At 52.1% G+C, this 24,961-nt stretch carries 12 protein-coding genes, 1 tRNA gene and 2 riboswitches; of the genes, 6 read left to right on the forward strand and 7 right to left on the reverse strand.

The features are described 5' to 3' along the window. Position 1: 1 nt before the first annotated feature. The 5 genes from A3849_RS02180 to A3849_RS02200 all read right to left on the reverse strand — a co-directional run bounded on the left by A3849_RS02180 (position 2) and on the right by A3849_RS02200 (position 9,420). On the reverse strand, positions 2-3,382 hold the full coding sequence (locus A3849_RS02180) for a fibronectin type III domain-containing protein (RefSeq protein ID WP_074109961.1): 3,381 nt from the start codon (positions 3,380-3,382) through the stop codon (positions 2-4). A 28-nt stretch (positions 3,383-3,410) separates the two neighbouring features. Then, positions 3,411-7,517: a fibronectin type III domain-containing protein gene (locus tag A3849_RS02185; RefSeq protein ID WP_074109962.1), complete on the reverse strand. Its 4,107-nt coding sequence runs from the start codon at positions 7,515-7,517 to the stop codon at positions 3,411-3,413. A 78-nt stretch (positions 7,518-7,595) separates the two neighbouring features. Next, a riboswitch (cyclic di-GMP riboswitch) is annotated at positions 7,596-7,698 on the reverse strand. Between the two features lie 396 nt (positions 7,699-8,094). After that, positions 8,095-8,166 (reverse strand) — tRNA-Thr (locus A3849_RS02190). A gap of 131 nt (positions 8,167-8,297) precedes the next feature. Beyond that, positions 8,298-9,074: a sugar phosphate isomerase/epimerase family protein gene (locus A3849_RS02195; protein WP_074109963.1), complete on the reverse strand. Its 777-nt coding sequence runs from the start codon at positions 9,072-9,074 to the stop codon at positions 8,298-8,300. Positions 9,075-9,111: 37 nt separating this feature from the next. Next, a complete protein-coding gene (locus tag A3849_RS02200) occupies positions 9,112-9,420 on the reverse strand; it encodes an MTH1187 family thiamine-binding protein (protein ID WP_074086723.1) in 309 nt (102 codons plus the stop codon). Between the two features lie 296 nt (positions 9,421-9,716). Then, positions 9,717-9,948, forward strand: a riboswitch (cobalamin riboswitch). Positions 9,949-10,258: 310 nt separating this feature from the next. Here A3849_RS02200 and A3849_RS02210 point away from each other — a divergent pair. From A3849_RS02210 to A3849_RS02225, 4 genes are all read left to right on the forward strand, one after another. Next, on the forward strand, positions 10,259-12,244 hold the full coding sequence (locus A3849_RS02210; protein WP_074109965.1) for an anaerobic ribonucleoside triphosphate reductase: 1,986 nt from the start codon (positions 10,259-10,261) through the stop codon (positions 12,242-12,244). Beyond that, the gene (nrdG, locus tag A3849_RS02215) at positions 12,241-12,756 is read left to right on the forward strand and encodes an anaerobic ribonucleoside-triphosphate reductase activating protein (protein WP_074109966.1); all 516 of its coding nucleotides are present in this window, start codon (positions 12,241-12,243) and stop codon (positions 12,754-12,756) included. Before A3849_RS02210 ends, nrdG begins: the two co-directional genes overlap by 4 nt. A gap of 116 nt (positions 12,757-12,872) precedes the next feature. Next, entirely contained in the window at positions 12,873-15,206 is a 2,334-nt protein-coding gene (locus A3849_RS02220; protein ID WP_074109967.1) for a ribonucleoside-diphosphate reductase subunit alpha, read from the forward strand. Positions 15,207-15,435: 229 nt separating this feature from the next. Further along, positions 15,436-16,467, forward strand: coding sequence for a ribonucleotide-diphosphate reductase subunit beta (locus tag A3849_RS02225; protein WP_074109968.1), 1,032 nt, complete (start codon positions 15,436-15,438; stop codon positions 16,465-16,467). A 106-nt stretch (positions 16,468-16,573) separates the two neighbouring features. On the opposite strand, the gene A3849_RS32265 is transcribed toward A3849_RS02225, so the two are convergent. Together A3849_RS32265 and ssuE are read right to left on the reverse strand one after the other, a co-directional pair. Beyond that, a complete protein-coding gene (locus A3849_RS32265; RefSeq protein WP_143191707.1) occupies positions 16,574-16,771 on the reverse strand; it encodes a hypothetical protein in 198 nt (65 codons plus the stop codon). Between the two features lie 149 nt (positions 16,772-16,920). Further along, complete coding sequence (gene ssuE / locus A3849_RS02230; RefSeq protein ID WP_074109969.1) at positions 16,921-17,475, reverse strand: NADPH-dependent FMN reductase; 555 nt, start codon at positions 17,473-17,475, stop codon at positions 16,921-16,923. A 399-nt stretch (positions 17,476-17,874) separates the two neighbouring features. Between ssuE and serS the strand changes: the two genes are divergently transcribed. Together serS and A3849_RS02240 are read left to right on the forward strand one after the other, a co-directional pair. Continuing rightward, positions 17,875-19,152: a serine--tRNA ligase gene (serS, locus tag A3849_RS02235; RefSeq protein WP_074109970.1), complete on the forward strand. Its 1,278-nt coding sequence runs from the start codon at positions 17,875-17,877 to the stop codon at positions 19,150-19,152. Between the two features lie 256 nt (positions 19,153-19,408). Further along, positions 19,409-24,958: an S-layer homology domain-containing protein gene (locus tag A3849_RS02240; RefSeq protein WP_074109971.1), complete on the forward strand. Its 5,550-nt coding sequence runs from the start codon at positions 19,409-19,411 to the stop codon at positions 24,956-24,958. Positions 24,959-24,961: the final 3 nt, after the last annotated feature.

The raw sequence follows: 24,961 nt of genomic DNA on the forward strand, positions 1-24,961 counted from the left end.
TCTATTCTGCCTTTACTTTGATCGTTGCTGTACCATTAATCTTGCCTCTTAGCAGGATGGTCGTCACCTCTCCAGACCACGACGTTCCCGGAACCACATTCTGGTTCACCTTAAACGTAATTTTACCCGGAGAGTAGGCAACATTCAGATTAGAACCTTCAATGGTGCCTGAGGTGATCAGATCCTTTTTAGGGGTGAAGTCGAATAAATCATAGACCTCCAGCTGATCGGGATCGTACGTGATAACGAAGGTCAATTCGCTGAAGTCCTGCACATTAGAGGCAATCAGCGATAAATCCAAGATTTTATCATTCTCCAGCTGCACGGTATAATCCGGATTGGTTGTGCTCTGTTGGATAGACGGACTCCAAACGGTAACACCGGTAAGGTTCTTGGCTCTCACACGGTAGGTATGCACAGTGCCGGATGGCAAACTGCCATGGATGTACGTAGTTTGTTCACCGGTATCCACAGAGACGCCATCGATTTCAAGCTCATAATCCGTTGCCCCCTCCACTTTATCCCAGTGAAGCTCTATCGATGTGTCTTTGGCATTCGCCTGTACTTTGGAAGGCGTATTCGGCAAATCCGGTAGGGTGGACAGAGAAATCACAGCGACCCAATCCGCAACCCCCTTGGAGTCCTTCAGCCTGATTTTATACGTATGGAATTCATTCGCAGCAAGACCCGAATGCTGAAAAATCGTGTCTTTCCCGTTATCCTGGATGACACCGTCGACTTCAATATCATAGCGGGCGTCCGGAGCCACTGTATCCCAGGAGAGCATGATTGATTTGTTCGTAACCACTGCTACAACGTTGGTCAGGGACATGGCGCTTGTTCCTTTAGGCATGGTAGACATTGTGACTGGTTTGGACCACTCACTGTAACCGCTGATATTTCTGGCGCGGATGCGGTAGACATGCTTGGAATCCGACGTCAGCTGATCGTGTACAAAGGAATTACTTGTTACACTCACAACTTTGCTTCCATCCATTTCAATCTCGTAATTGTCTGTGTGCGGTACCAGATACCATACTGCATTAATTTGCGAATCCGTTGATGTGGTAATGATATTGGAAGGAACGCTTGGCTTTTCGGGAAGTGTTGTGACGTCAACGGGGGCGCTCCACGGGCTTTTCCCGCCAATATTCTTGGCTCTCACCCTGTAGGTATGTCCGCTTAAGGCGTCCAGGCCTTCATGTGTATACTTGACCTTGTCGCCATTCTCCACAATCAGGCCATCCACTTCAATTTCATATCCGGTTGCCCCGTCCATACTGTCCCAGCTCACGGAAACGGAATGAATAGCAGGGCTGGCATTCATCCGTGTCGGAGTCTGCGGCGGAACTGGCAATGTCTTTTTGGTAAACACACTGCTCCAGTCGCTTGTCCCGCCTGTATTTCCCGCTCTAACCCGGAATTTATATTCGGTGAGAGGCTGTAGTCCCATGAAGGTGAAGGCATTAACATTACCCACATTTTTAACGCTGCCGTCCAGCTCAACCTCATAGTAGGTAGCCCTTGCTGTGAGATTCCAGTTCAACGAAATTTCCGTCTGGGTGGATGTAGCTGCCAGCTCGTCAGGGCTTTCAGGCGGGTTGGGCAGAGTTTGCCGGGTAAACGCAGTTCCCCAGTTCCCCGTTCCGCCAGCATTGATAATTCTCACTCTATAACTGTGCTGAGTAACCGGTGACAAGCCGGTATGCTCGTAAGTTGTTGACAAGCCGTTGTTGATCACAGCTCCGTCAGCCTCAATATCGTAACGGAGCGCGCCTGGAACCTTGGGCCAGGAAATCTTGATAGATTGCTGATGCAGTTCAGCCGTAAGCGAGGCCGGCGGAGCCGCCAGAGCTGTTCCTGTAATGTTAGCGCTAAATGCTGTTTCGACCCCTTGATTATTCTGCGCCTTACCCGACAGTGCATAGCTGCTGCCGGGTGTTAAGCCTTTGATAAGAACGGTTTTGCTCCCAGGAGTAATCCAGACCGGTGCACTCCCGAGTGTTCCATCAGCATTGATATACTGCGAGCCCAGACGGAGCACATATTTAGTGCCTCCCGGATTTTGATCTGTAATTCCAGCTTTGAGTGTTGTCTCCGTTGATTGCTGCACTGTCAAAACGGGGACCTGTGCTTTGGTATACTGGAGCTGTTCGAAGGCGGCAATATTGCCAATCTTGTCTCTGGCCTCCAGCTTTACGTTATATGCCGTATTGGGCAGCAGAGCTGTACTCGTATAAGACGAGTTCGCCGTCCACCCGCTGCCCAGTGAACCAATGGTTATCCTGTAGGGCGCAGGGTCAAGTCCTGAAGTGCTATCCGCAGCACTTTCAGTTGCCGTGATTGTTGTTTCTGTTGAAGAAATATTTTTGCTGACGAAATTCGGGGGTGTTTGGTCAACCTGGAAATTGACCGTCTGTGTAATCGGATTGGCCCAATGGTCTGTCAGCTCAAAGGTTATTGTATGCATGCCCTGCGATAATCCCGAGAACGATAGGCTGCTGAACGTCATAATCTGGCCGCTTATCGTATTAGTGACACTCTGTGTATCCCTGGGAGTCCCCTCCGTGTCAAGGTAATACTTCCCGGTAAGCGTATAGCCGTTAGCGTCGGACACTGAGATCTTCGGAATCAACGAAGAGCCTGCGGCGCCAAAAATCTGGTTCTGCACCGGAGCAACAACCGACATGGCCGGTGCCGCGTTGGCATTGATCATATTTGTCAGCTCATACAGATTAGAGGAAAAGGCAGTGGAAATATTGCTGAACACTCCATTGTTGGAAGTGTACAGCGGAATATATGCCCCTTGATAGCTACTGTCAGATACAACCGAAGTGACGATGTTGTCTGTTTTAAGCTTGTTAATCTCCATACTCATTGAAATCGCATCGCCTGGTGTATCGTAGTGTGTTCCTTCCTTGTAATCCACATCTGTCACCAGGATAATGAATTTTTTGGAAAGCTGCTGATAAGTCATTCTTCTAGCCTCTTCCAAACCGTCAACCGCCGATTCAGGACTGTCTCCTCCGCCCCCAACACTCACTCCCCCCAGCGCATTCTTAAAAGCGTTGGGGTCTGCGAACCAACCGTAGTTACTCGTAGAGTCCAGTCCATCTTCATATATATCCTTAAAGGTAACCAGTCCTAATCTGGCACTAATGTTATTACTGCTAAGAACATCGACGAAAGTATTAATATTTTGCTTGACATTATCGATTACGGATCCCATCGAACCTGTCGTATCAATAACAAATACGATGTCCGCTTTCCTCTCCTGAAGCGCGTACGCCGTACCGCCAAGCATAGGCGTAAATAAATTGCCTTGGATCAGTACCAGCAACGCAAGAAATAAGATTATTACTCTGCGCAGTCCTGTCTTCATTCGATATCCTCCCGGCCTAAACAGCGGTTTAATTAATGGTGTATGTTATTTTTGAATAATTTTTTGTTTTGGCCATCATGCGTACAATGTTCATCGTGGTCTGATCTGCACCACTGATTTTGTAGACAATCTTACCGGGTACAAAGCTGACCACCGTAACATTCGTCCCTTCGATCATTCCCTCAGTCAGCTCCACTTTGGAGGTGAGGGCACAGAGGTCCAGGACTTCCAGCTCAGCTGCGTTGTAGGTTACAATTGCGCTTCTCTCCGTTACACCAGCTTTCTGCGGAATGACCATCACAAAGTTAAATTGGGTGTCCTTTTCAACGTTGATCGTTAACTCAGGGGTAGTAATTTTTTTTACCATTCCGGTATATTCACTCTTCCCCCCTAGATTGCTCGAACGGACCCTGTATGTGTGCATTGTGTTTGGAGTCAGCTTGTCGTGAGTGTATGTCGTAGTGTTGATCCCGCTGATTACGACTCCGTCGATTTCCAGATCGTAGCTGGCGGCATCACCTGCAGCTGACCAGGATAACTTAATGGCAGTTGTGGTCGCTTCAGCCAGCAGATCAGTCGGCATGGCCGGCGGGGTCACCCCCGTCACCAGAACAGACCAGTCGCTCCATGCACTGACAACGAGATCATTCTTGGCGCGAACACGATATTTATGCTCTGTATTAGGCAGCAGACCTTTATGTTCATACATTGTACTTGAACCGCTGTCCCTCAGTTCTCCATCCACTTCCACCTCATAAGCGGTTGCTCCGGTTACCGGGTCCCAGGATAAATCAATTTTGGTGCTGGCGGCTTGAATCTTTATATTCCCTGGAACTCCCAGAAGTGTGGATTGAGTAACAGGTTCACTCCATTCTCCGGGCACGGTGCCGAACTTGGCTCTAACCCGGTACACATGCCAGGAATAGGGTTCCAGATCCAAATGTTCATATGAATTCTGGGCAACATTCGTTATGATGCTTCCATCAACAAACACATCGTAGCCGGTTGCTCCGTTCACCTTAGCCCAGGAAAGCCCGATGGATGTCGCACGGGAGACTGCTTTCAGCTCCATTGGCTTTTCCAGTGTAGTTTGTCTGGTTAATAGGCTGCTCCATGCTCCCACACCGCCGGAATTTCTGGCCCGTATTCTGTAGGTATGCTCTGAGAATGGTTTGAGGTTCTCATGTAAATACGTCGTTTGCATTCCTGTAGAGATTACTCTGCCGTCCACTTCCAGATCATATCCTAGGGCTCCAGTCACTCGATCCCAGGTTAATTCAATGCTTGTACTGGTCACGGTTGTCAAAATATTCCCCGGGACACCCGGGCGGGTCGTCATCACGATAAGTTCGGACCACTCCCCGCTGACCGCCGTATTTCTTGCCCGTACCCGGTAGGCATGTTCAGAGTTCAACGGCAGATGAGTGTGGACATAGCTTGTGCCGGTCCCTGTATCGACTGGTACCCCGTCCACTTCAAGCTCATAACCGGCTGCGCCCGGTACAGGTTCCCAGGTGAGTGTAATTTCACTGCTGGACACTTCACCGCTTAGTCCCTTTGGAATCCCTGGGAGCGTAATAACATTGATCTTATCGCTCCACTTGCTGATACCGTCTTTGCTTATGGCCTGAATCCGGTATTCATGGCTGCTGTTGCTTTGAAGCTGTGTGTGAAAGAAATACAGGTTCGAAATATTCTCAAAGAGCTGCCCGTCTGCCTCAAGATTGTATGACTCTGCACCGGAGACCGCATCCCACTGGAGACGAATGGAATCGGCGGAAGAGGTTCCTTTTAAATGCTTAGGCGTATCGATAACCGTAGACTTGACCAGCAGGCTGCTCCATTGCCCCGGACCGCTGCTGTTGCGTGCGCGCACCCGGAAGGTTTTCTGCATATTAGGGTTCAGATTCTTTTCTGCATAAGCAGTTACATCCCCGACATTCACAATGGAGTTATTAACTTCCACTTCATAGCTTGCCGCGCCAGTCACCTTGCTCCATTTTAAGGTAATAGCATCGCTGGTTGATTCCAAAGTAATATCCTTGGGAACCTCCGGAAGTGTCCAGTAGTCAACCAGCGGGGACCATGGCCCCTTCATATCACCGCTGATGGCACGAATCCGGTAACTATGCATGGTGCCCGGCTCCAAGTTATCGTATATATATCTCTCACTAGGGTTAATTACAGTGATCTTAGAATCGAACTCCAGCTCGTACCCGTCGGCGTTAAAGACAGGAAGCCATGCAAGTGCAAGCTCCGTTTCGGTCGAACTGGCTGAAATATCCGCTGAGCCAAAAGGCTCAAGCTGATAGCGGGGGACAATCTCTCTAGCTTGCTGCTCACTTTTCCAGAAGAGCACCGCTTGCGGATTCCCTTTTGCATTCATATATTCTACTTGCAGGTCATATGGCATGCCTGCCTCCAGTTGTATTGTCCCGGACAGCTTTCCTTGCTCCGTATCAGCAAGCAGCTGATGATTAACCCATACACGGGCACTGCCTTGCGCATTGATCTCAAATTGATAGGTGCCGGAATATCTGGGCTCCACTTGTCCTGTCCATCGGACTGAGAATTCATTGTCTTCAAAACCGGAGATTGACCTTAGCGGGTTTGTGCCCATATTCACATTGTCATCCATGCGGATAATTTGATTCCCGGAGAAATCAGCATTGCTGTAATACTCTGCTTTTAAGCCATATAAGGAGTATTTCAACAGCGTAGCTCCGCTGTCTTCATTGCCGGTGATTATTATGGGCATCCGGTTGGCTGTCATGTTGCCGCCTACGGCAAACACTCCGCCCGTCTGAATCTGCAGGTGATTATTGACGCTGATATTGTCTCTGACAAAAAGATCGCCGCGGGCGATGTTGATATTAGCCGTCTGATTGTTGGAGATGATCTCCCCGATTGCCGCTTCCTGAGCGATATCCATTTGAACTTCGGTATTAATATCCAATTGATTCATAACAATAAGTTCATTGGCCTTCACACTTAATTTCCCGCTGTTGTAGGTCAGTCTCTTTACAAATAATTGTCTGGATACCTCTACCTGCGAATCCTGATTCAAGTGCACCGTTCCGTTGATCCATAGATTTCCCAGAACCTCGTTATCGCCCGGAGAAGAATTCACATGAATCCGCAGAGCGGCATTCGCATTGAGGTCCGAGTTCACGATCAGCGTTCCGTAGACTTGAAGGTCTAAGCTCCGGTTGGTATTGATGCCGTCAATAATCAGAACGACAGGCTTCTCAGGACTTCCAAACGTTGCACCGTAGTCCAAATTTAGCTGCCCCGATTTAACAATAGTCAATGGTGTTGAACTACCTGCGATAACCTGCTGAATGCCCTCAATATCGTTTCTAGGTGCCGGTATGGCTGTCTGCTTCAGCATATCCATCAGTTGATTGACTTTATCGGATTTAACCGACATATAACGGGAGATTTCTTCGTCCAAACCGTCCACCTGCAAATAAGCCGGGGTATTATGTTCGTTCATCATTTTTCCGGAGATAATCACTTTATCTCCCTGTACTTTATTCGCTATGTATGGTGTCGCTATCTTTGGTTTGGTCAGCGCTTTTTCCTTCGGCCGGACTGGAGTAATACTCAAGCAGTTGATCACTGTCCCGGAATCTGCTCCTGATCCTTGACTTAAGGTCAATTTCCCATCTGTCACGACAACCGTTTTCTTCACCGTTGCATGCTGCCCTGCATCCAGCTCCATTCCATCTAAAAAAAGGAATCCTTCCACGTTCAGTGAATTCGTACTCTTATAGACCGAATCTCCCACCGTAACGCTTACCTCGTAGCTCCCGCTCTCCAGCTGAAATCCCCATTCACCGCCAGAATGGAATTGAATAAGATTATCCACACCCGGATCTCCATAAGTGCTGCTGGTCGCTGTCGCATCTGTGTGATCCGTATTCCAGCCGTATACATATCCGTTACGGCTGCTCATAACCTCTCCGTTATCGGGCAGGTAACCGGGCACTGGCTGCGCAGATGACGGCTGAAAGCTAACATTAATCACGTCACCTCCCGCCGCAGATTCCCCAAGGGCTTGCCCCATACTTGGAGCAAACAATGAATACAGCATTAGAAAGCACACAAACATAACCATAGATTTTCTTTGCATAGTTATCCTCCATCATGTCAGCTGAAAAACTTAAATAGGCACGTATACCTAAAAAAAACACGCAAAAAGACCACTTGAAAAAGCGGCCCGGCTGCCAATCCTCCAACATCTGCGGGATGTGAAGAGATAAGGCCCGTGGCTTTGCGTCCCAGACTTTCGTACAGGTTTGCCTTTGTAGTTCTAATGGTCTTTCTACGGAATTAACAATACACAACTTCAAATACAATCAATTCTCCGCTTGGAAATGATACCCTATAATCAATAAAGTAGATATTGTCGATATTGTGAATATTCCCAATTATATTATTTAATTGCAATTTAAGTTAAATGATGTATAAAACATACTCTACATAATTTCAGAATAGCTCTGGAATATAACAATAGCCTTACCCTTTTAATTCTCGCGGAATTATTTCAGGAGTCTCGGAGAAAACCATGAAACGATGCGCGTTTTGTCCGATATCAGTTGCCCATCTTGTCCATAAGGAAGAAGATGGTTAGAAGTTCAACCTTCCCAATAAAAAAACGCAGCCCCCCGATACATCGGAAAGCCGCGCCATGATTGAGTTGTTAAGGATGCTGGTGAAGGGAATTGAACCCCCGGCCTACGCATTACGAGTGCGTTGCTCTACCCCTGAGCTACACCAGCTTAAAGCTTTTTTTCTGTCAAACAAAATACATTATACCCCCTCTGGGGAAAAACGCAACCCATTCTTTCACAATGCTGGGCCCGTGATTTCTGCAGGGCCGCGCTGCGGAGGGGAATCGAGTCCCTCAAAGTTATCCCAGCATTCCCCGTCTGCGGAAGTAATCCAGTGCCAGCCTTGCACTCTCCAGAGAGGAGGAAGCAAAGACTTCCTGCTCCACAATATAGTGCCGGATACCAGCGTCATCCGCAGCTTTGAAGACACTCTCGAAGTCCACCTGGCCCTTTCCAAGATCGGCTTCTTCATGGCCCGCACCAAAATCCTTGATGTGGACCAGCGGAACGCGCCCGGCGTAACGGGATACATATTCTGCCGGTATGGCACCGCCTACATGCACCCAACCCAAATCAAACTCAGCCAACATATGCTCAGCCGGAATCCGCTCCAACCAGATGTCGATCACAGCCTGCCCGTTGACCTGCTTGAACTCAAAGTCATGGTTATGATAGCCGTACTTCAGTCCCGCCGCCCGCACAAGTTCAGAAGCCTTTTCAAAGAAAGGCACCAGTGCAAGCACATCGTCCAGTGCCGGATGCTGCGGAAGCGGCGCTGAAGGCGTAATGATATATTCCAGCCCCACCTCCCGGGCATATTCAATCTCTCTGGATAACGCCGATTGCATCTTCTCCAGGCTGCTGAAATCCAGTCCGACATGTGCCGAAGGAGCCGCCAGCCCCAGCTCATCCAGCGTTCTGCGCAGTTCGGCAGCCGATACGCCGAAATAACCGGCAAATTCCACCGACTTGTATCCGATCTCCGCCACATTGCGCAGTGTACCCAGAAAATCCTTTTCGGCCATATCCCGCAGTGTATACATCTGTATCCCGACCTGCTGATTCATTGCCGCCATAGAGGACACGCTCCTTGTGTGCTGTAATTATTCAGAACTATTCCGCCTGTAGCTTGCGCTCCACCGATTCCAGCTTGCTGCGGCTTGTGGAGGGCTTGTCGCGCCGGTCATCAATCTTGAGCGAGGTGGACACCCTCTGCGCTCCGGCAGTAAAAGGGGACTCGTGCAACGCTTCAACGGCCGCCAGAATCCGCGCCAGCGGTCCCTCGATGATTGTGCCCATGGATGTCAGTTCGTAAGTTATACCTTCCACTGTCTCCAGCACGCGCTGCATATCCGCCACGTAGCTGCTGAGACTGGTACTGCCTGTACCAATCGGTATTACGGTTACTTCACCAATCGCCATTCTGAAATCCCTCCTATATAAGCTTCGTTATATAAGTCTCCAGTCCCCTCTATTGTAGCAACTCCCGCCTCCCCCCACAAATCACCCCTAATATGGGGACAATTTATGAACTGGAATCGCCAAAATTTACACACAAGTTGTGGATTACCTGTGGATGAACTGTGGACGAATACTGCGTTATCTGTGGATGGGCTGTGGATCATTTGTGAGTAAACGGGCAGAACCCGCCCCCGGCGCGGACTCGCAAAAAAATGTTTACAAACACAAGATATTGGGTTATTTTTATCTAGCGACAACAAAATATAGTGGAAACAGGTGCTTTGCTCTCTCACGAGGGATGAAGCTTAATAGGGAAACGCGGTGCAAATCCGCTGTGGTCCCGCCACTGTAACCGGATGTTCTGCAGGCTTCCACAAGCCCTGCGGAGCAGTATCTGGAGGCTCACGCCACTGAGGGCATTGCCCCTTGGGAAGGCGCCTCACAGGATTCACCGGAAGCCAGGAGACCTGCCTGTTTCCGGACACCATCATTTACGCCTGCGAGGAACAGGAGAGGTGTCCGCATGCGGCCTGCACAAGCAGATTTAGCCTTCCCCCCAGGATGGGAAGCAAGGCTGCCGATACCTGAATGCGATAAGCCTTATCGCACTCAGGTATCGGCTTCTGCGGGAAAGCTTCTTTCCATGGAGACCATCCGTAAATATCCGGTTTCGGTTATTTGCGTTACGCATCCGGGCATTTTCCGCCGTCCTCGGCGGGAGATGCTTTTTTAAGGTTTAAAACGGTTGCCTCACTACAATTAGAACATGTTTCATATACCGAGAGGAGAGAGCTATACAATGACGCTGCTGGAGAAACGGTACAACGGTGAACAAGCTGCACAGGAGGATCTATTAGAGGAAGTCATCCATTTGGGACGCGATATTATCGACAGCCGGGATTTGGATCTGCTGCGCGAGAATGCCAATTTGAACGGAGAGAGCTTCTCCGGCAAAATGAGCAAGTTCGGCAGTGAATATTCCAAATGGTATGCCCGCAACTTCACAATGCCGCCGCAACTGGTACAGGCTACCCTTGATAACGTAGTGTATGTCCACGATCTGGACCAATACGCGATCGGAACCACCAACTGCATCTTCATCCCGTTTGAACGGCTTCTCCGCGAAGGCTTCAACACTGGCAACGGCAGCGTGCGTCCTCCCAACTCGATCATGACTGCAATGTCGCTCGTAGCGATTATTTTCCAGTCTCAGCAAAATGCCCAATACGGCGGCGTATCCGCCAACAAGCTGGATTATGACCTGGCCCCTTATGTGACCAAGTCCTTTGCCAAACTGTTCCGCAAGGGACTCGAATATTTCGAAGAAGGACAAGCCGGAGAGCATCTTGGCGAAGTCACTATGAGCCGCAGCGATCTGGCAGAGCTGTATCCGCGGGCCTTCCGCTTTGCCTTAAAAGAAACGGAGAGCGAAACGCTGCAGGCGGCAGAGAGCATGATACATAACCTGAATACGATGTCCAGCCGCTCGGGCGGCCAGATTCCTTTTACCAGCATCAACTACGGCACGTGCACCTCGCCGGAAGGCCAGCTCGTGATCAGCTCACTGCTGACCGCAACGATGAACGGACTCGGCAGCGGCGAAACACCGGTATTTCCAATCCAGATCTTCAAATGCAAGCAGGGCGTGAACCAGCAGCAGGGCGATCCGAACTATCACTTGTTCCTCAAAGCTGCCGAATGCTCTGCCCGCAGACTGTACCCGAACTTTGCCAATCTGGATGCGCCGCTTAACATGCAATATTATGATCCGGCAGACCCGGATACTGAATTTGCAACCATGGGCTGCCGCACCCGGGTGCTGGGCGACCGCTTCGGACGCAACCACTGCTCCGGCAAAGGCAACCTGTCCTTCAATACGCTCAATCTCGTGCGGCTGGGATTGGAATACGGCACCGCCACAGGACGCCGGCTTGCCGCCGACGAGAAAGGCTTCTATGACGACCTGAACCATTATATGGACATCGCTCTGGAAGGCTTGCTCCACCGCTTCCGCATCCAGGCTTCCCAGAAGGCCAAAGCCTCTGACTTCATGATGCGCGAAGGTGTCTGGGAGGGCGGCCAGGACCTGGCTCCCGAGGATTCGGTTGGCGAACTGCTGAAGCACGGCAGTCTGTCGATTGGCTTCATCGGCATGGCGGAGTGCATGAAGGCTATGTACGGCAAGCATCATGGTGAGGACATGGAGATCCATGCCAAGGCGCTTGCTATTGTCCGCCACATGCGGGAATACTGCGACCGTAAGAGCGAGGAACTGAACCTCAACATCACCCTGTTCGCCACACCTGCTGAAGGGCTGTCCGGCAAGTTCACTAAGGTGGACCGTAAAGTACTGGGCTCCATTCCGGGTATCACCAACCGCGAATACTATACGAACTCTTTCCACATCCCGGTCTACCATGAGCTGAGCGCTGCGCAGAAAATCAGCCTGGAAGCACCGTTCCATGAATACTGCAATGCGGGTGCAATCTCTTATGTGGAGCTGAATGGTAATGCTCGCAGCAACCCGGCAGCTTTTGTCAAGATTATCCGTTACGCGCTGGAACAGCAAGTCAGCTATTTCAGCATCAACCATCCGGTGGACCGCTGCTCGAACTGCGGCTACGAAGGCGTGATTGGCACCAATTGCCCTTCCTGCGACGCGCATGAGAACGATGTGCATATCCGCCGTCTACGCCGGGTAACCGGCTACCTGACCGGCGACTATCAAACCCGCTTCAATGCCGCCAAGCAAGCCGAAGTAAGGGACCGCGTTAAGCATCTATGAACATATGCGGCTACTACCCGGAATCGATCAATGAAGGAGAAGGCATGCGGGCCGTCCTTTTCCTCAGCGGCTGCCGTCACCGCTGCCCAGGCTGCTTTAATCCCAAGACTTGGAACTTCAATTTCGGCGAGCCGTTCACCCTGGAGCGTCAACGGGAGATCATTGCCGAAATAGCCGCGAATCCGCTGCTGGACGGATTGACACTGGCAGGCGGCGACCCTTTTTTCTCGGCAGAGGAGGCTGCGGGCTTCATTCAGGAGCTGCGCAGCGTGCTGCCGGAGTATCCCGTCTGGATTTACACCGGCTATACCTATGAAGAGCTTATAGTGACACCCGACTCACCCGAATGGAACCTGCTGGCCCTGTGCCAGGTCGTGATCGACGGACGTTTTGTGGAAGAGCTCAAAGACACCACCCTTCCCTACCGGGGAAGCAGCAACCAGCGCATTATTGATATTCAGGCCAGTCTCGCCGGTACGGAAATCGTACATTGGGAGCCGGCTGCCTTATAAATTCAGTTAACTTTCAAAGAGCAGGCCAAGCCTCGGAGCGGGCCGCTCTCTGCGCTTATATACTTCAATTTGTGATATTGAAAATTAAACCCAAAAATGAAAGGATGGTTGAACTTATGCCACAGCTCGTAGTGAAACCCGATAACCGCCAACTGGCTTTTGACGAAATCCGCATTTCCGTGTACGCCGACCGTATCCTGAACGGCCTTGATCAATTAAGCAAGGAAACTCTGATCCGTGGAGTGCAGTCTAAGCTGCGCCGTGATGAGGTCAGCGGAGAAGAGATCAGCAATGCTTTTACGATGAGTGCCCTTGAACTGGTTACCAAAGAGGAGCCGGACTGGAAGTTCGCTGCTGCGCGTTCACTGCTAACCTCCCTGTACAAGAAAGCTGCCGTCAACCGCCGCTACAAAGCTTACCCGGAAGAGCCTTACGGCGAGCTGTACCCGCTGATTACCGATCTCGTGAAGAAAGGCATCTACCGTGAAGAACTGCTGTCCCACTACACCAAGGAGCAGATTGAGGAACTGGGCAGCTGCATCGATTACACGCGCGACCTGCTGTTCGATTACATCGGCCTGCTAACCCTGTCGGACCGTTATCTGGCGCATGACTTTGACGGCCGCGTAATGGAGCTTCCACAGGAGCGTTATATGATTATCGCGATGTTCCTCATGCACACAGAGCCGGTAGAGAAACGTCTGGATCTGGTCAAAGAAGCCTACTGGGCCATGAGCAACATTTACATGACCGCTGCCACACCTACCATGTCTAATGCGGGTAAAAAGGTCGCCGGACAGCTCTCCAGCTGCTTCATCGACACCGTGGACGACTCGCTCGAAGGCATTTTCGACTCCAATACCGATGTGGCCCGGCTAAGTAAAATGGGCGGAGGCATCGGCGTCTACCTCGGCAAGGTGCGGGCCCGAGGCTCCGATATCCGCGGCCACAAGAACACCAGCTCCGGCGTCATTCCATGGATCCGCCAGCTGAACAATACCGCAGTCAGCGTAGACCAGCTTGGCACACGTAAAGGCGCTGTCGCCGTCTACCTTGATGTTTTCCATAAAGATATTCTTGCCTTCCTCGACCTGAAGCTGAACAACGGTGATGAGCGGATGCGTGCGCATGATGTGTTCCATGGCGTCTGCCTGCCGGACCTGTTCATGGAGGCTGTCGAAGCACGAGGCCACTGGAACCTCTTCTGCCCGCATGAAGTGAAGAAGGTGATGGGCTGGAAGGATGACCGCGGTCGCGCGCTGGGTCTCGAGGATTTCTATGACGAGAAGCTTGGACAAGGTGCTTTCCGTGAAAAGTATGCCGAAGCCACCGCCAATCTGGAGCTGTCCCGCATCACGGTTCCGGCCATCGACATCATGAAGCGGATTATGAAATCGCAGCTGGAAACCGGCACCCCGTATATGTTCTACCGTGATACGGTGAACCGCACCAATCCCAACCGGCACCAGGGGATGGTCTTCTCCTCCAACCTGTGCACGGAAATCATGCAGAATCAATCGGCAACCGTTATCGAGAGTGAAGAACTGGTTACCAAGGACGGCCAGACCCGGATCGTCATCTCGAAGGTTCCCGGAGACTTCGTAGTCTGCAACCTGAATTCCATCCACCTGGCCCGCGCGATTCCGGCCGGAGTGCTGGAGCGGCTGATACCGATTCAGGTCCGCATGCTCGACAATGTCATCGACATCAACAATATTGAAGTGCTGCAGGCTCAGTACACGAACAGCCAATACCGTGCGGTAGGCCTCGGCACCTTCGGCCTGCATCACCTGCTGGCGCTGAAGGGCATCCGCTGGGAATCCGACGAAGCCGTGGAATATAACAATCATCTATATGAGCACATTAACTATCTGCTTGTGCGTTCCAGTATGGAGTTGGCCCGCGAGAAGGGCCGTTATCCGAAGTTTGCCGGTTCTGACTGGGAGACCGGCGCTTACTTCACTTCGCGCGGCTATACCAGCGGCGAGCAGGAAGGTAAATACGTGACAACAGAACAGTGGCGCGAGCTGCAGCAGGAAGTGGCCGCCGACGGCATGCGAAATGCCTGGATGTTCGCGATAGCCCCGAACGGCTCGACCTCGATCATTGCCGGGTCCACCGCCAGCATCGATCCGCTGTACGAGCTGCTCTCCTATGAGGAGAAGACCACCTACAAGATCGCCAACCCGGCACCGGATCTGTCCGAGAAGACGATCTGGTATTACAAAACGGCGTTCCTGATCGACCAGAACTGGTCGATCCGCATGGCCTCTGCCCGTCAGCGTCATGTCGATCAGGGCCAAAGCTTCAACTTGTACGTGACACCTGACATCAAAGCGACCGATTTCCTGAACCTGCATCTGAACGCCTGGAAGGGCGGATTGAAGTCGACTTATTATGTGCGGAGCCGTGCCCTGACCATAGAAGAATGTGAGTCTTGTGCGAGTTAAAGACTAACTTTAATAGGGGACACTTGGAGTCACGGAGAGGAAATTTGGAACTGTAGGAGCGTTAGCGTTCGCCTTTGTCTGCGGATTTCCACCGCGAACAGCGGTTTAAATCAAGAAATCTGCAGACAACAGCGACCGGAAGTCCAAACATTCCTCGTAGTGGCGAATAAAGTGCCGGCTTTTAAAGTGACCAGATTAGCCCCGCAAAATACAGGAGGGAAACAATAACATGCAACTGCAAAAGATTTTTAATACCGAAGCCCCGAACCAGTCTACACGGATCATCGACGGGGAATGCTCAGGGATTCTGAACTGGAACGATATCCGTATGCCGCATATGTACAAGCTGTACAAGGTGCTGCTGCTGAACCACTGGATCGCCGATGAGATCCCGATGTCGAAGGATGCCCAGCAGTTCCCGCAGCTGGAAGCGGAAGAGCAGCGTGTGTTCAAGATCAACATCGCCCTGCTGGCGGTGCTGGATTCGATGCAAACGATGTTCGTCGGCGATGTGAAGCGTTATTTTACCGACTCTTCGCTGGAAGCTATTTCGGCGATCATCGGACAGCAGGAGGTTGTGCACAACCAGTCCTACTCTTACGTCCTCTCTTCCATTGTCTCGGACAGCGAGCAGAAGGAGATTTTTGAATACTGGAAACATGATCCGGTGCTGCTGGAACGCAACCAGTTCATTTCCGACATCTACCAGGAGTTCCGGGATTCGCCGTCTAAGGAGACTTTTTTCCGGGCGATGGTGGCCGATCTGATTCTGGAGGGGATTTTCTTCTATAGTACCTTCGCCTTCTTCTACAACCTGGCCCGTGACCAGAAAATGATGGCGACCAGCCAGATGATCTCTTACATTCAGCGTGATGAGAATCAGCACTGCTACTTCTTCGCTGAAGTATTCAAGCAGCTGCTGGTGGATTTCCCTGAGCTGAACACCAAAGAAAATATGGATTACGTCTACCGTACCATCGACCGCGCTGTAGAGCTGGAGACCAATTGGGGCCACTACACGCTGACCAACGTACGCGGCATTGATATGAACGAGCTGAGCGACTACATCAAATACACCGCCAACAAGCGCCTGACGCTGATGGGTCTGGACAAAGCTTACACTGGTGTTGACGTCAACTGTATGCCTTGGATCAAGCCTTTCTCCGACGAAGCGCTGAACGCGACCAAAACCGACTTCTTCGAAGCCAAGTCCCGCAACTACGGCAAGGTTGGCGACGATAACGGGTTCGACGATTTGTAATAGCAGCCTGATACGCTCCATATACAGTCAGCCGAATTCGCTCTACACGGGAATCTGCTGTACTTCATGCAGTCGATTAACCCGATTCCGGGATGAAAAATGCGATCTATTGTATTTCGTGCAGCAGATTTCCGGCAAATGGCACTTTTGAGGCGTATCCGCCATATTCTGCTGTACAAAGTGCAATCGAATCGATCTCCGCAGCTTTGTGATGAGATTCTGCTGCACAGAATACAATAGAATGGCCAAAAGCCGGTTCCATGGCGAGTCTTGCACCGCGAGTCTTGCACCGCGAGTCTTGCACCGCGGCGCAAAAGCCCCTTACCTCCGAAATTTCGGCTGTAAGGGGCTTTTGTTATTCATCGTGCGGCATTGCTCTTCAGCGGGATACTTTGCTCAGGCTAAAATGCGCCCGCACGATACGCCAATCAAGCGTGGCTTCTTCTTCATATGCTATTCTGCGGATTTACGTCCCGCCTTATGCGATGTCTCTTCCGCCAGCTCCGCAAGTACACTGTCCAGACGCAGCTTAAGCTCGCCGGCCAGCTCGACGACACCCTGGTCGTTACGTACCGCCTGGGAATCCACCGCATATACTCCGCCAAGAATATGGCGTGCGCCCAGCACGGACAGCACCGGCTTCAGTGCATAATCCATGGTGAGGAGATGTGCCAGACTGCCGCCCATAAAGAGCGGAAGCAGGATTTTGCCGGCCAGGCCTTTTTCCGGAATCAGATCCAGGAAGGTCTTCAGGACGCCCGTGTAGGATGCCTTATATACCGGGCTGACGACGATAACCGCATCGGCTTCAGCTACCAGACCGTTGGCTTTGACGATGGCTTCACTCTCGAATTTCGTATGGATCAGATCCTCTGCCGGGAGCTCGGCCACATTGATGCGTTCGACTTCAAATCCCTGTCCCCGTAAATCCGCTTCCGCATATTCAATAACCGCGGTAATCCGCGAGACCAGGGATGGTGTTCCGTTGATGACAACTATTTTGGCCACATTCCCACCTCTTCCGTTCGTTATCCATTATAGGTTTCTGCCGCTTGTTCCAGTAAAACCCTTCAAATTAGTAATAATCCTAGCAGAGTACAGGGATTATTGTCAAACGTACGCAGCCTCTTGCACCCGGTAAAATCCTGAGCTATAATAAGCGGCAATACTACATCCCGATCAGGCCAGTGACCGGCATCCAACCGTGAGGCGTCTGCGACCGGAGCAATGTTCTTGCTTCCTAAGTTTACCGGGTTTCGCCCGTTACCGCGAAGACCAAAGAGGGCCTAATTCTGCTGTGATTTCAGAGGATTCGGTCAACCTGGGTGGCACCGCGAGCTGACGCTCCTCGTCCCATGGATGAGGGCGTTTTTTGTATTTTTATAAGACAAAAAGGAGCGAAACGGCATGCTGGACATGAACTGGATCAGGGAGAATGAGGAACTCGTAAGAAACACGGCGGTATGGAAAAAGGTAGACTTCCCGCTGGATGATCTGCTGGAATGGGATGATACGCGGCGGGAGCTACGGCGGGAAACCGAGCAGCAAAGAGCGGAACGCAATGCGCTGACCAAGGAGGTCGAGCGCCTGCTGCGCCAGGGAGATGCCGTAGCCGGAGAACATGCCAAGGCACAAGTGCGGGAGATTAACACCCGGCTCACCAAGCTTGATGCGGATCTGGCAGAAGCAGAGCGGCGCTGGGGTGAATTGCTGCTGCTCGCGCCAAATCCGGTATCGGCGGATACACCGGTCGGTGCGGATGACAGCGAGAATGTGGAACTGCGGCGGACCGGCAGTCTGCCGGATTTCGGCTTTGCACCGCGCGATCATGTGGAGCTCGGCGAGCTCCATGACATCATCGATATCCCGCGTGGAGTCAAAGCCGGGGGACCGAGAAGCTATGTGCTGAAAGGGGCGGGGCTCTATCTCCACCTTGCCGTGCAGCGGCTGGCACTGGATGTACTGGCAGAGCGGGGCTTCACCGTGATGGACGTCCCGGTCATCGTCCGGCCGGAGGCGCTGGAGCGGACCGGGTTTTTCCCTGGAGGGATGGATCAGACCTACGAGCTGAACGGAGAAAAGCGCTGGCTGGCCGGAACCTCGGAAGTGTCGCTCGTGTCGCTCTACAGCGATGAGATCATCGAGGCCGGTACGCCGCTGCGGCTGGCCGGAATGTCGGCTTGCTTCCGCCGGGAGGTCGGTTCGGCGGGGCGCGATGTGCGCGGCCTGTACCGGGTGCACCAGTTCTCGAAGATTGAACAGGTCGTAATCTGCCGCAATGATCCGGCAGAATCGGAGCAGATGCTGCAGGAGATTCTGGCGAATGCCGAGCACATTCTGCAGCTGCTTGAGCTGCCCTACCGCGTAGTGGCTGTCTGCAGCGGCGATATGTCGTTGAAGACGCACAAGCAGTATGACATCGAGACCTGGATGCCCAGCCGGAATGCCTATGGGGAGACCCATTCAGCATCCAACCTGTTGGATTTCCAGGCCCGCCGCTCGGGCATCCGCTTCCGTGACGAGAACGGACGGCTGCAGTACTGTCACACCCTGAACAATACCGCAGTCGCCACGCCGCGGATTCTGATCCCGCTGCTGGAGAACCACCAGCAGGAAGATGGTTCAATCTATATCCCGCAGGCGCTGCGCAAGTACATGAACGGGCAGGAAGTTCTTCACAGCTGACACAGAAATGACTTTCCATGTATTCTTGCAGGGAGCTAATAAAACTATGAATCCGCTAATTCAGCCGTTGCTTTAGGCTTAACAGGAGGATTTCATAGTTTTTTTGTGCATTATGACAAAATTCCTTGTAAATTGATGTTTTCCATCCATTGTTTACTATATATTTACGATAGACAATCTATCATTTAACGTACAAATGATAGATTGGGAGAAGGCGAAAATAATATCGTATCTAGAGAGGAGAAGATTGTAACAAATGAATATTTCCTCAAGGCGAAAACAATGGTGGTCGGCAGCGCTCTCATTCGTGCTGATTACCGGTATGGCCCTGCCCGCAGCATCAACAGCTTCAGCGGCAACAGATAATAGTGCTCCTGTGATCTCCCAGGTGTATGGCGGCGGAGGGAACTCCGGAGCCAAGTACAAGAATGACTTCATTGAGTTGTATAATCCTACAGATGCAGATATTGACTTGACCGGCTGGAAAGTGCGGTATGCCTCTTCCTCTGGGAGCTTTAGTGAAGCTAAGCCCAATTTGTTCACTACACTTACCGGCAGTATTCCCGCAGGCGGGTATTTCCTGATTCAGGAAGCAGCGGGTACCGGAGGCACGGACGATCTTCCGGCGCCAAACATCGTTACGGATAGCAACTCTGCCATAGCTATGGCCGGTGCAAATGGAAAGATTGAGCTGTTGAATGCATCCGGCACCCAGGTTGATATGGTTGGCTATGGCACTGCTACTACCTTTGAAGGTACGGGGCCGACGCCGCCTCTCTCCAACACCACCGCAGCCATCCGCAAGGAATCCACCCTGCTCCCTACCAGCAACCGCGGACTGGATACTAACCAGAATTCTGCCGACTTCACAGTTCAAGCACCCGATCCGCGCTCCTCGGGTGTGGACAGCACCAAGGCTCCGGCTGTCACTGCTTCCCTCGCTTCCGGGCAGACGGTGCCCAAAGGCACCCAGCTCTCCCTTAGCACAAGCAGTGTAACCGCAAACGTATACTACAGCGTCTATGCCAACGGCAGCTCCAGTGCCCTGGCCGATTACGCTTTGTACAGCACTCCGATCCTTTTGCAGGACGACACCGTACTCATCAAAGCCTATTCTACAGAAGAAGGCAAAACCGACAGCGACATCTCCCAATTCAGCTACACCACCAAAGAAGCGGTTAGCGGACTGACGATTCCCAAGATTCAGGGCACCGTCCAATCCTCCACTTATGCGGGACAGCTGGTGAAAGGTGTGCCGGGTATTGTTACTTACACCAGCGGCAGCACCTTCTACATTCAGACCGCAACACCGGACAGCGACCCCCGGACCTCCGAGGCGATCATGGTCTACCTCCCGGGCAACAAGGTAAAAGTAGCCGACTCTGTTCTCGTGGACGGATGGGTCAAGGAATATAAGGAAAGTGGCTATGCCGACGCTACGGACCTGCTGACTACCGAAATCGCGGCGACTCAGGCAACCGTGATATCTGGAGCCAATCCTCTCCCTGCGGCTACGATTATCGGAACAGGCGGGCGGGCAATTCCCACTGCTACCATTTCTGTGGGATTGACTAAAGAGCTTGATCCTGCCAAATATGCCCTAGACTTCTACGAAAGTCTTGAAGGCATGCGGGTTCAGCTCAACACCCCAAAGATTATCGGGCCTTATGATTTTGAAATTCCGGTCACCGTGAACAACGGTACCAGTACTACAGAAGTCACTTCACCCTCAGGTGGTCTCGTTCTTACAGGGGCGGACTTCAATCCTCAGCGTGTTCTGATCGCCGCCAAACCGAGCCAGCCGGTTAGAACGGGACAGATCTTCAGCGGGAATATTACCGGTATTCTCGGTTATGACTATGGTAATTACAAAGTTCATCCGGATGCCCCGCTGCCGGCAGTAACTGCAGGCACTTCAGTTGAGCGGGAAACAACCTCATTCGAAGCCGGAGCCGATAAGCTGACGGTAGCTTCCTTCAATGTGGAGAATTTCTCCAAATTGAGCGGTTCCGACAAAATCAACAATATTGCCAAAGACATCGTCACCAACCTGAACACGCCGGATATTGTCGGCCTTCTGGAGATTCAGGACAATGACGGCTCGGGCGACACCGGAACCGTGGATGCCACCGACAGCTATAATGCGCTGATTGATGCCATCAAGGTAAAGGGCGGCCCAACTTATGCTTTTACTGATATTACCCCGGTTAACAATATGGACGGCGGTGCGCCGGGCGCGAACATCCGGGCCGGATTTATTTACAACACGGCACGCGTCCAGCTTGCTCCGGGCAACAAAGGTGACGCTACAACAGCGGTAGCCTATACCAAGGACGGCGGGCTCAGCCTGAATCCGGGCCGTATTGATCCGACCAACCCCGCATTCGATAATTCCCGTAAACCGCTTGCGGCGGAATTTATGTTCAATAACCAAAAAGTAATGGTCATTGCGAACCACTTCAACTCCAAGACGGGAGACTCCGCCTTGTACGGTGGTATCCAGCCACCCGTCAAACCAAGTGAAGCCCAGCGGGCGAAAATTGCCACCGTTGTGAACGGCTTCGTATCTGATGTGCTGGCCAAGAACCCTGATGCGAATATCGTGGTGCTTGGCGATCTGAACGACTTCCAGTTCTCGAATACTTTGAAAATTCTGAAAGGCAGCGCATTAACCAACCTGATCGACACGCTGCCGCTGGGAGAGCGTTATTCTTACGTATACCAGGGCAATGCCCAGACGCTGGACCATATGCTGGTCAACAACAAGCTGGCCACAAGATCCACACTGGACATTGTGCACATCAATGCTGACTTCCAGGAGGAAGACGGACGTGTGAGCGACCATGATCCGCTGCTGACGCAAATTGATTTCGGCACCGACCATTTCAACCTGCGGGTACTGCATACCAACGATACCCACGGTCACCTGGAAAATATCACAAGACGCACCTCGGCGATCAGCAGTGAGCGGACAGGCAATTCCGTACTGCTGGATGCAGGCGATGTTTTCTCAGGAACCTTGTATTTCACCCAGTTCAAAGGACAGGCAGACATCCAGTTCATGAACAACATCGGCTATGATGCCATGACGTTCGGCAATCACGAGTTCGATCTGAACAAGGATCAGCCGGAGGTGCTGAAAGATTTCGTCACCGCCGCCAAGTTCCCGTTCACCAGCGCGAATATTGACTTTACGTCCAAAGGAAGTGAGCTGGCGGGGCTGTATCACAATGCCATCGGCACACTGGAAACGGACGAGTCCAAGAGCACCGCAAAAGACGGCAACATTTATCCTTCTGTCATCAAGGACGTCTACGGTGAAAAGGTCGGCATCTTCGGCCTGACCACTGAGGATACCATTGGACTATCCTCGCCGGGAGATAAAATCAGCTTCAAGGATCACGTGGAAAGTGCCAAGAATACTGTAGCGATGCTGGAAGCAAAGGGCATTAACAAAATCATCGCCGTCACCCACCTGGGCTACACTGTAGATCAGGAATTGGCAAAAGCTGTTCCGGGCATTGACATCATCGTCGGCGGACACTCGCATACGAAGATCGATAATCCTCCTACGCCAATCGTCAACGTCGGAACCGGTAAAAATGTACTGATCGTACAGACCGGTGAATACAGCCAGTTCCTCGGTGAACTGAATGTGACGTTTGATAAAAACGGGGACATTCTGACTTACAACGGCAAGCTGCTCGATGTGAATCTGTTCGGCGAAGATGCCACAGCCAAAGCTATGCTTGCTCCATATGATGCCGAATTGGCTGCTGTCCGCAGCACAGTCGTCGGCAACTCCAGTGTTGATCTCTACACGAACCGCACCATCGACGGCAAATCCGTCCGTGTCGTGCGTCAGGAAGAAACTCCGATCGGTAATATGATTGCCGACAGTATCGCCGAAAAGGTCAGAGAACTGATGCCAAGCTTCGTGTCGGCAAGCGACCTTGCTACCATTAAGGGCGTTGTCGCTATTCAAAATGGGGGCGGAATCCGCGCTGCCATTGACAAAGGCGACGTTACAATGGGCGAGGTACTGACCACGCTGCCGTTCGGCAACAGTCTGGTCGCTCTCAAAGTGACGGGTGCTGAAATCATTTCATCTCTGGAAAACTCGGTCAGCGGGCTGAGCTCGGATCAGGGCCGCTTCGCCCAGGTTTCCGGAATGAAGTACACTTATGATTCTACGAAGAAACCGGAAATTGTAGATCCTTTGACCAACCAGGTTACCCAGGCCGGAGAGCGCATTGTGTCTGTTGAAATCCGGCAGACGAACGGCTCTTATCTGCCGATTGACCCGAAAGCTTACTATCTGCTGTCCACGAACTCGTTCATGGCAGGCGGCGGTGACTTCTACCGCGCACTGGCCGGAGCCAAGGCAGACGGACGTTATTATGAACTCGGGCTTCCGGATTTCGAAGTTCTTTTGTCCTATTTGAATTATCATAACCCAGTCACCATCGGCACCGAGGGACGGATTACGGATCTGAAGGGTACGACACCTAGCGCTACTCCGACACCTGCGCCAACACCTACGCCGACTCCGACCAATCCACCGGGGGGCGGCGGAACACCTGCTACACCAACACCAACGCCTAGTGCGACAACGGCTCCACTGGCTTCACCGCAGGTGACAACGATCACCGCAACAGATCTGACCAGCAAGCTTACAGCCCTGCCTGCCGGAACCAGTGAGCTGGTTATCCCGCTCACCGCTTCCAGCGGCGGAGCGCAAGCTGTTCTTCCGGGCAGCGTACTTGTGCAGCAGGCAGCTTCGAATCCTGCTACCGTCCTTACGTTCACCGTCACTGGCGGAGCTTCCTACTCGCTTCCGCTCCATGTACTGAACGGAACTGCACTGGCAGCTGCGCTGGGCACCAGCGACTTCACAGTCACCGTATCCCTGCTGCAGGCAAGTGCTTCAACACTCAGCAGTCTTAATCTGGCCATTACGGCGCAGGGCGGATCACTAAGTCTGGCTGCACCGGTCATAGAGTTTACAGTTACAGCGCAGGCTGGAAGCAAAAGCGTTCCGCTGAACAGCTTCGGCAGCACATATGTGAAGCGTACGCTTACTGCACCTTCTGTGCTGAACTCCATGAATTCGACTGCAGTATCCTTTGATCCGGCCACCGGCAAGTTGACTTTTGTACCTTCTGTCTTTGCCGGCAAGCCTGACGGAACCACCGAGGTTACGATCAAACGCAACAGTAACAGCTTCTACACGGTTGTGAAATCGAGTAAAACGTTCGGAGATATTACCGGACACTGGGCCAAATCATCCATTGATCTGCTAGCCTCTAAGCTGATCATTACCGGCACGAGCGCAACCACATTCCAGCCTTCGCAGATGGTAAGCCGCGCAGAATTCGCGGCGCTGATTACGCGCTCCCTCGGCCTTGCCACCATGAGCAGCGGAGCCGCCTTCAGTGATGTGGGAGCAAATACCTGGTATACGGATGCTGTTAAGACAGCCGCTGCCGCGGGGCTCATTACGGGCTATACTGACGGAAGCTTCAAGCCGAGCAGCCCGATTACCCGCCAGGAGATGGCTACCATTCTGTCCAAAGCCATGAAATACACGGGCAAATCACTGAATGCCGATCCTGCAGCACTGGCCAAATTCAGCGATGCCTCCGGACTTCCGGCCTGGTCCCGGGCGGCCGTAGCCGAAATTGCCGCTGAAGGCATTATTCAGGGCAGACCGGACGGCTCGTTCGCACCGCAAGTGCTGGCGACCCGCGCAGAAGCCGCAACGATGCTGGAGAAGACCTTGAAGTCGCTTCAGTTCATCAACTAAAGC

Source organism: Paenibacillus sp. P46E, from assembly GCF_001909095.1.
Lineage (GTDB): Bacteria > Bacillota > Bacilli > Paenibacillales > Paenibacillaceae > Paenibacillus_AQ > Paenibacillus_AQ helianthi.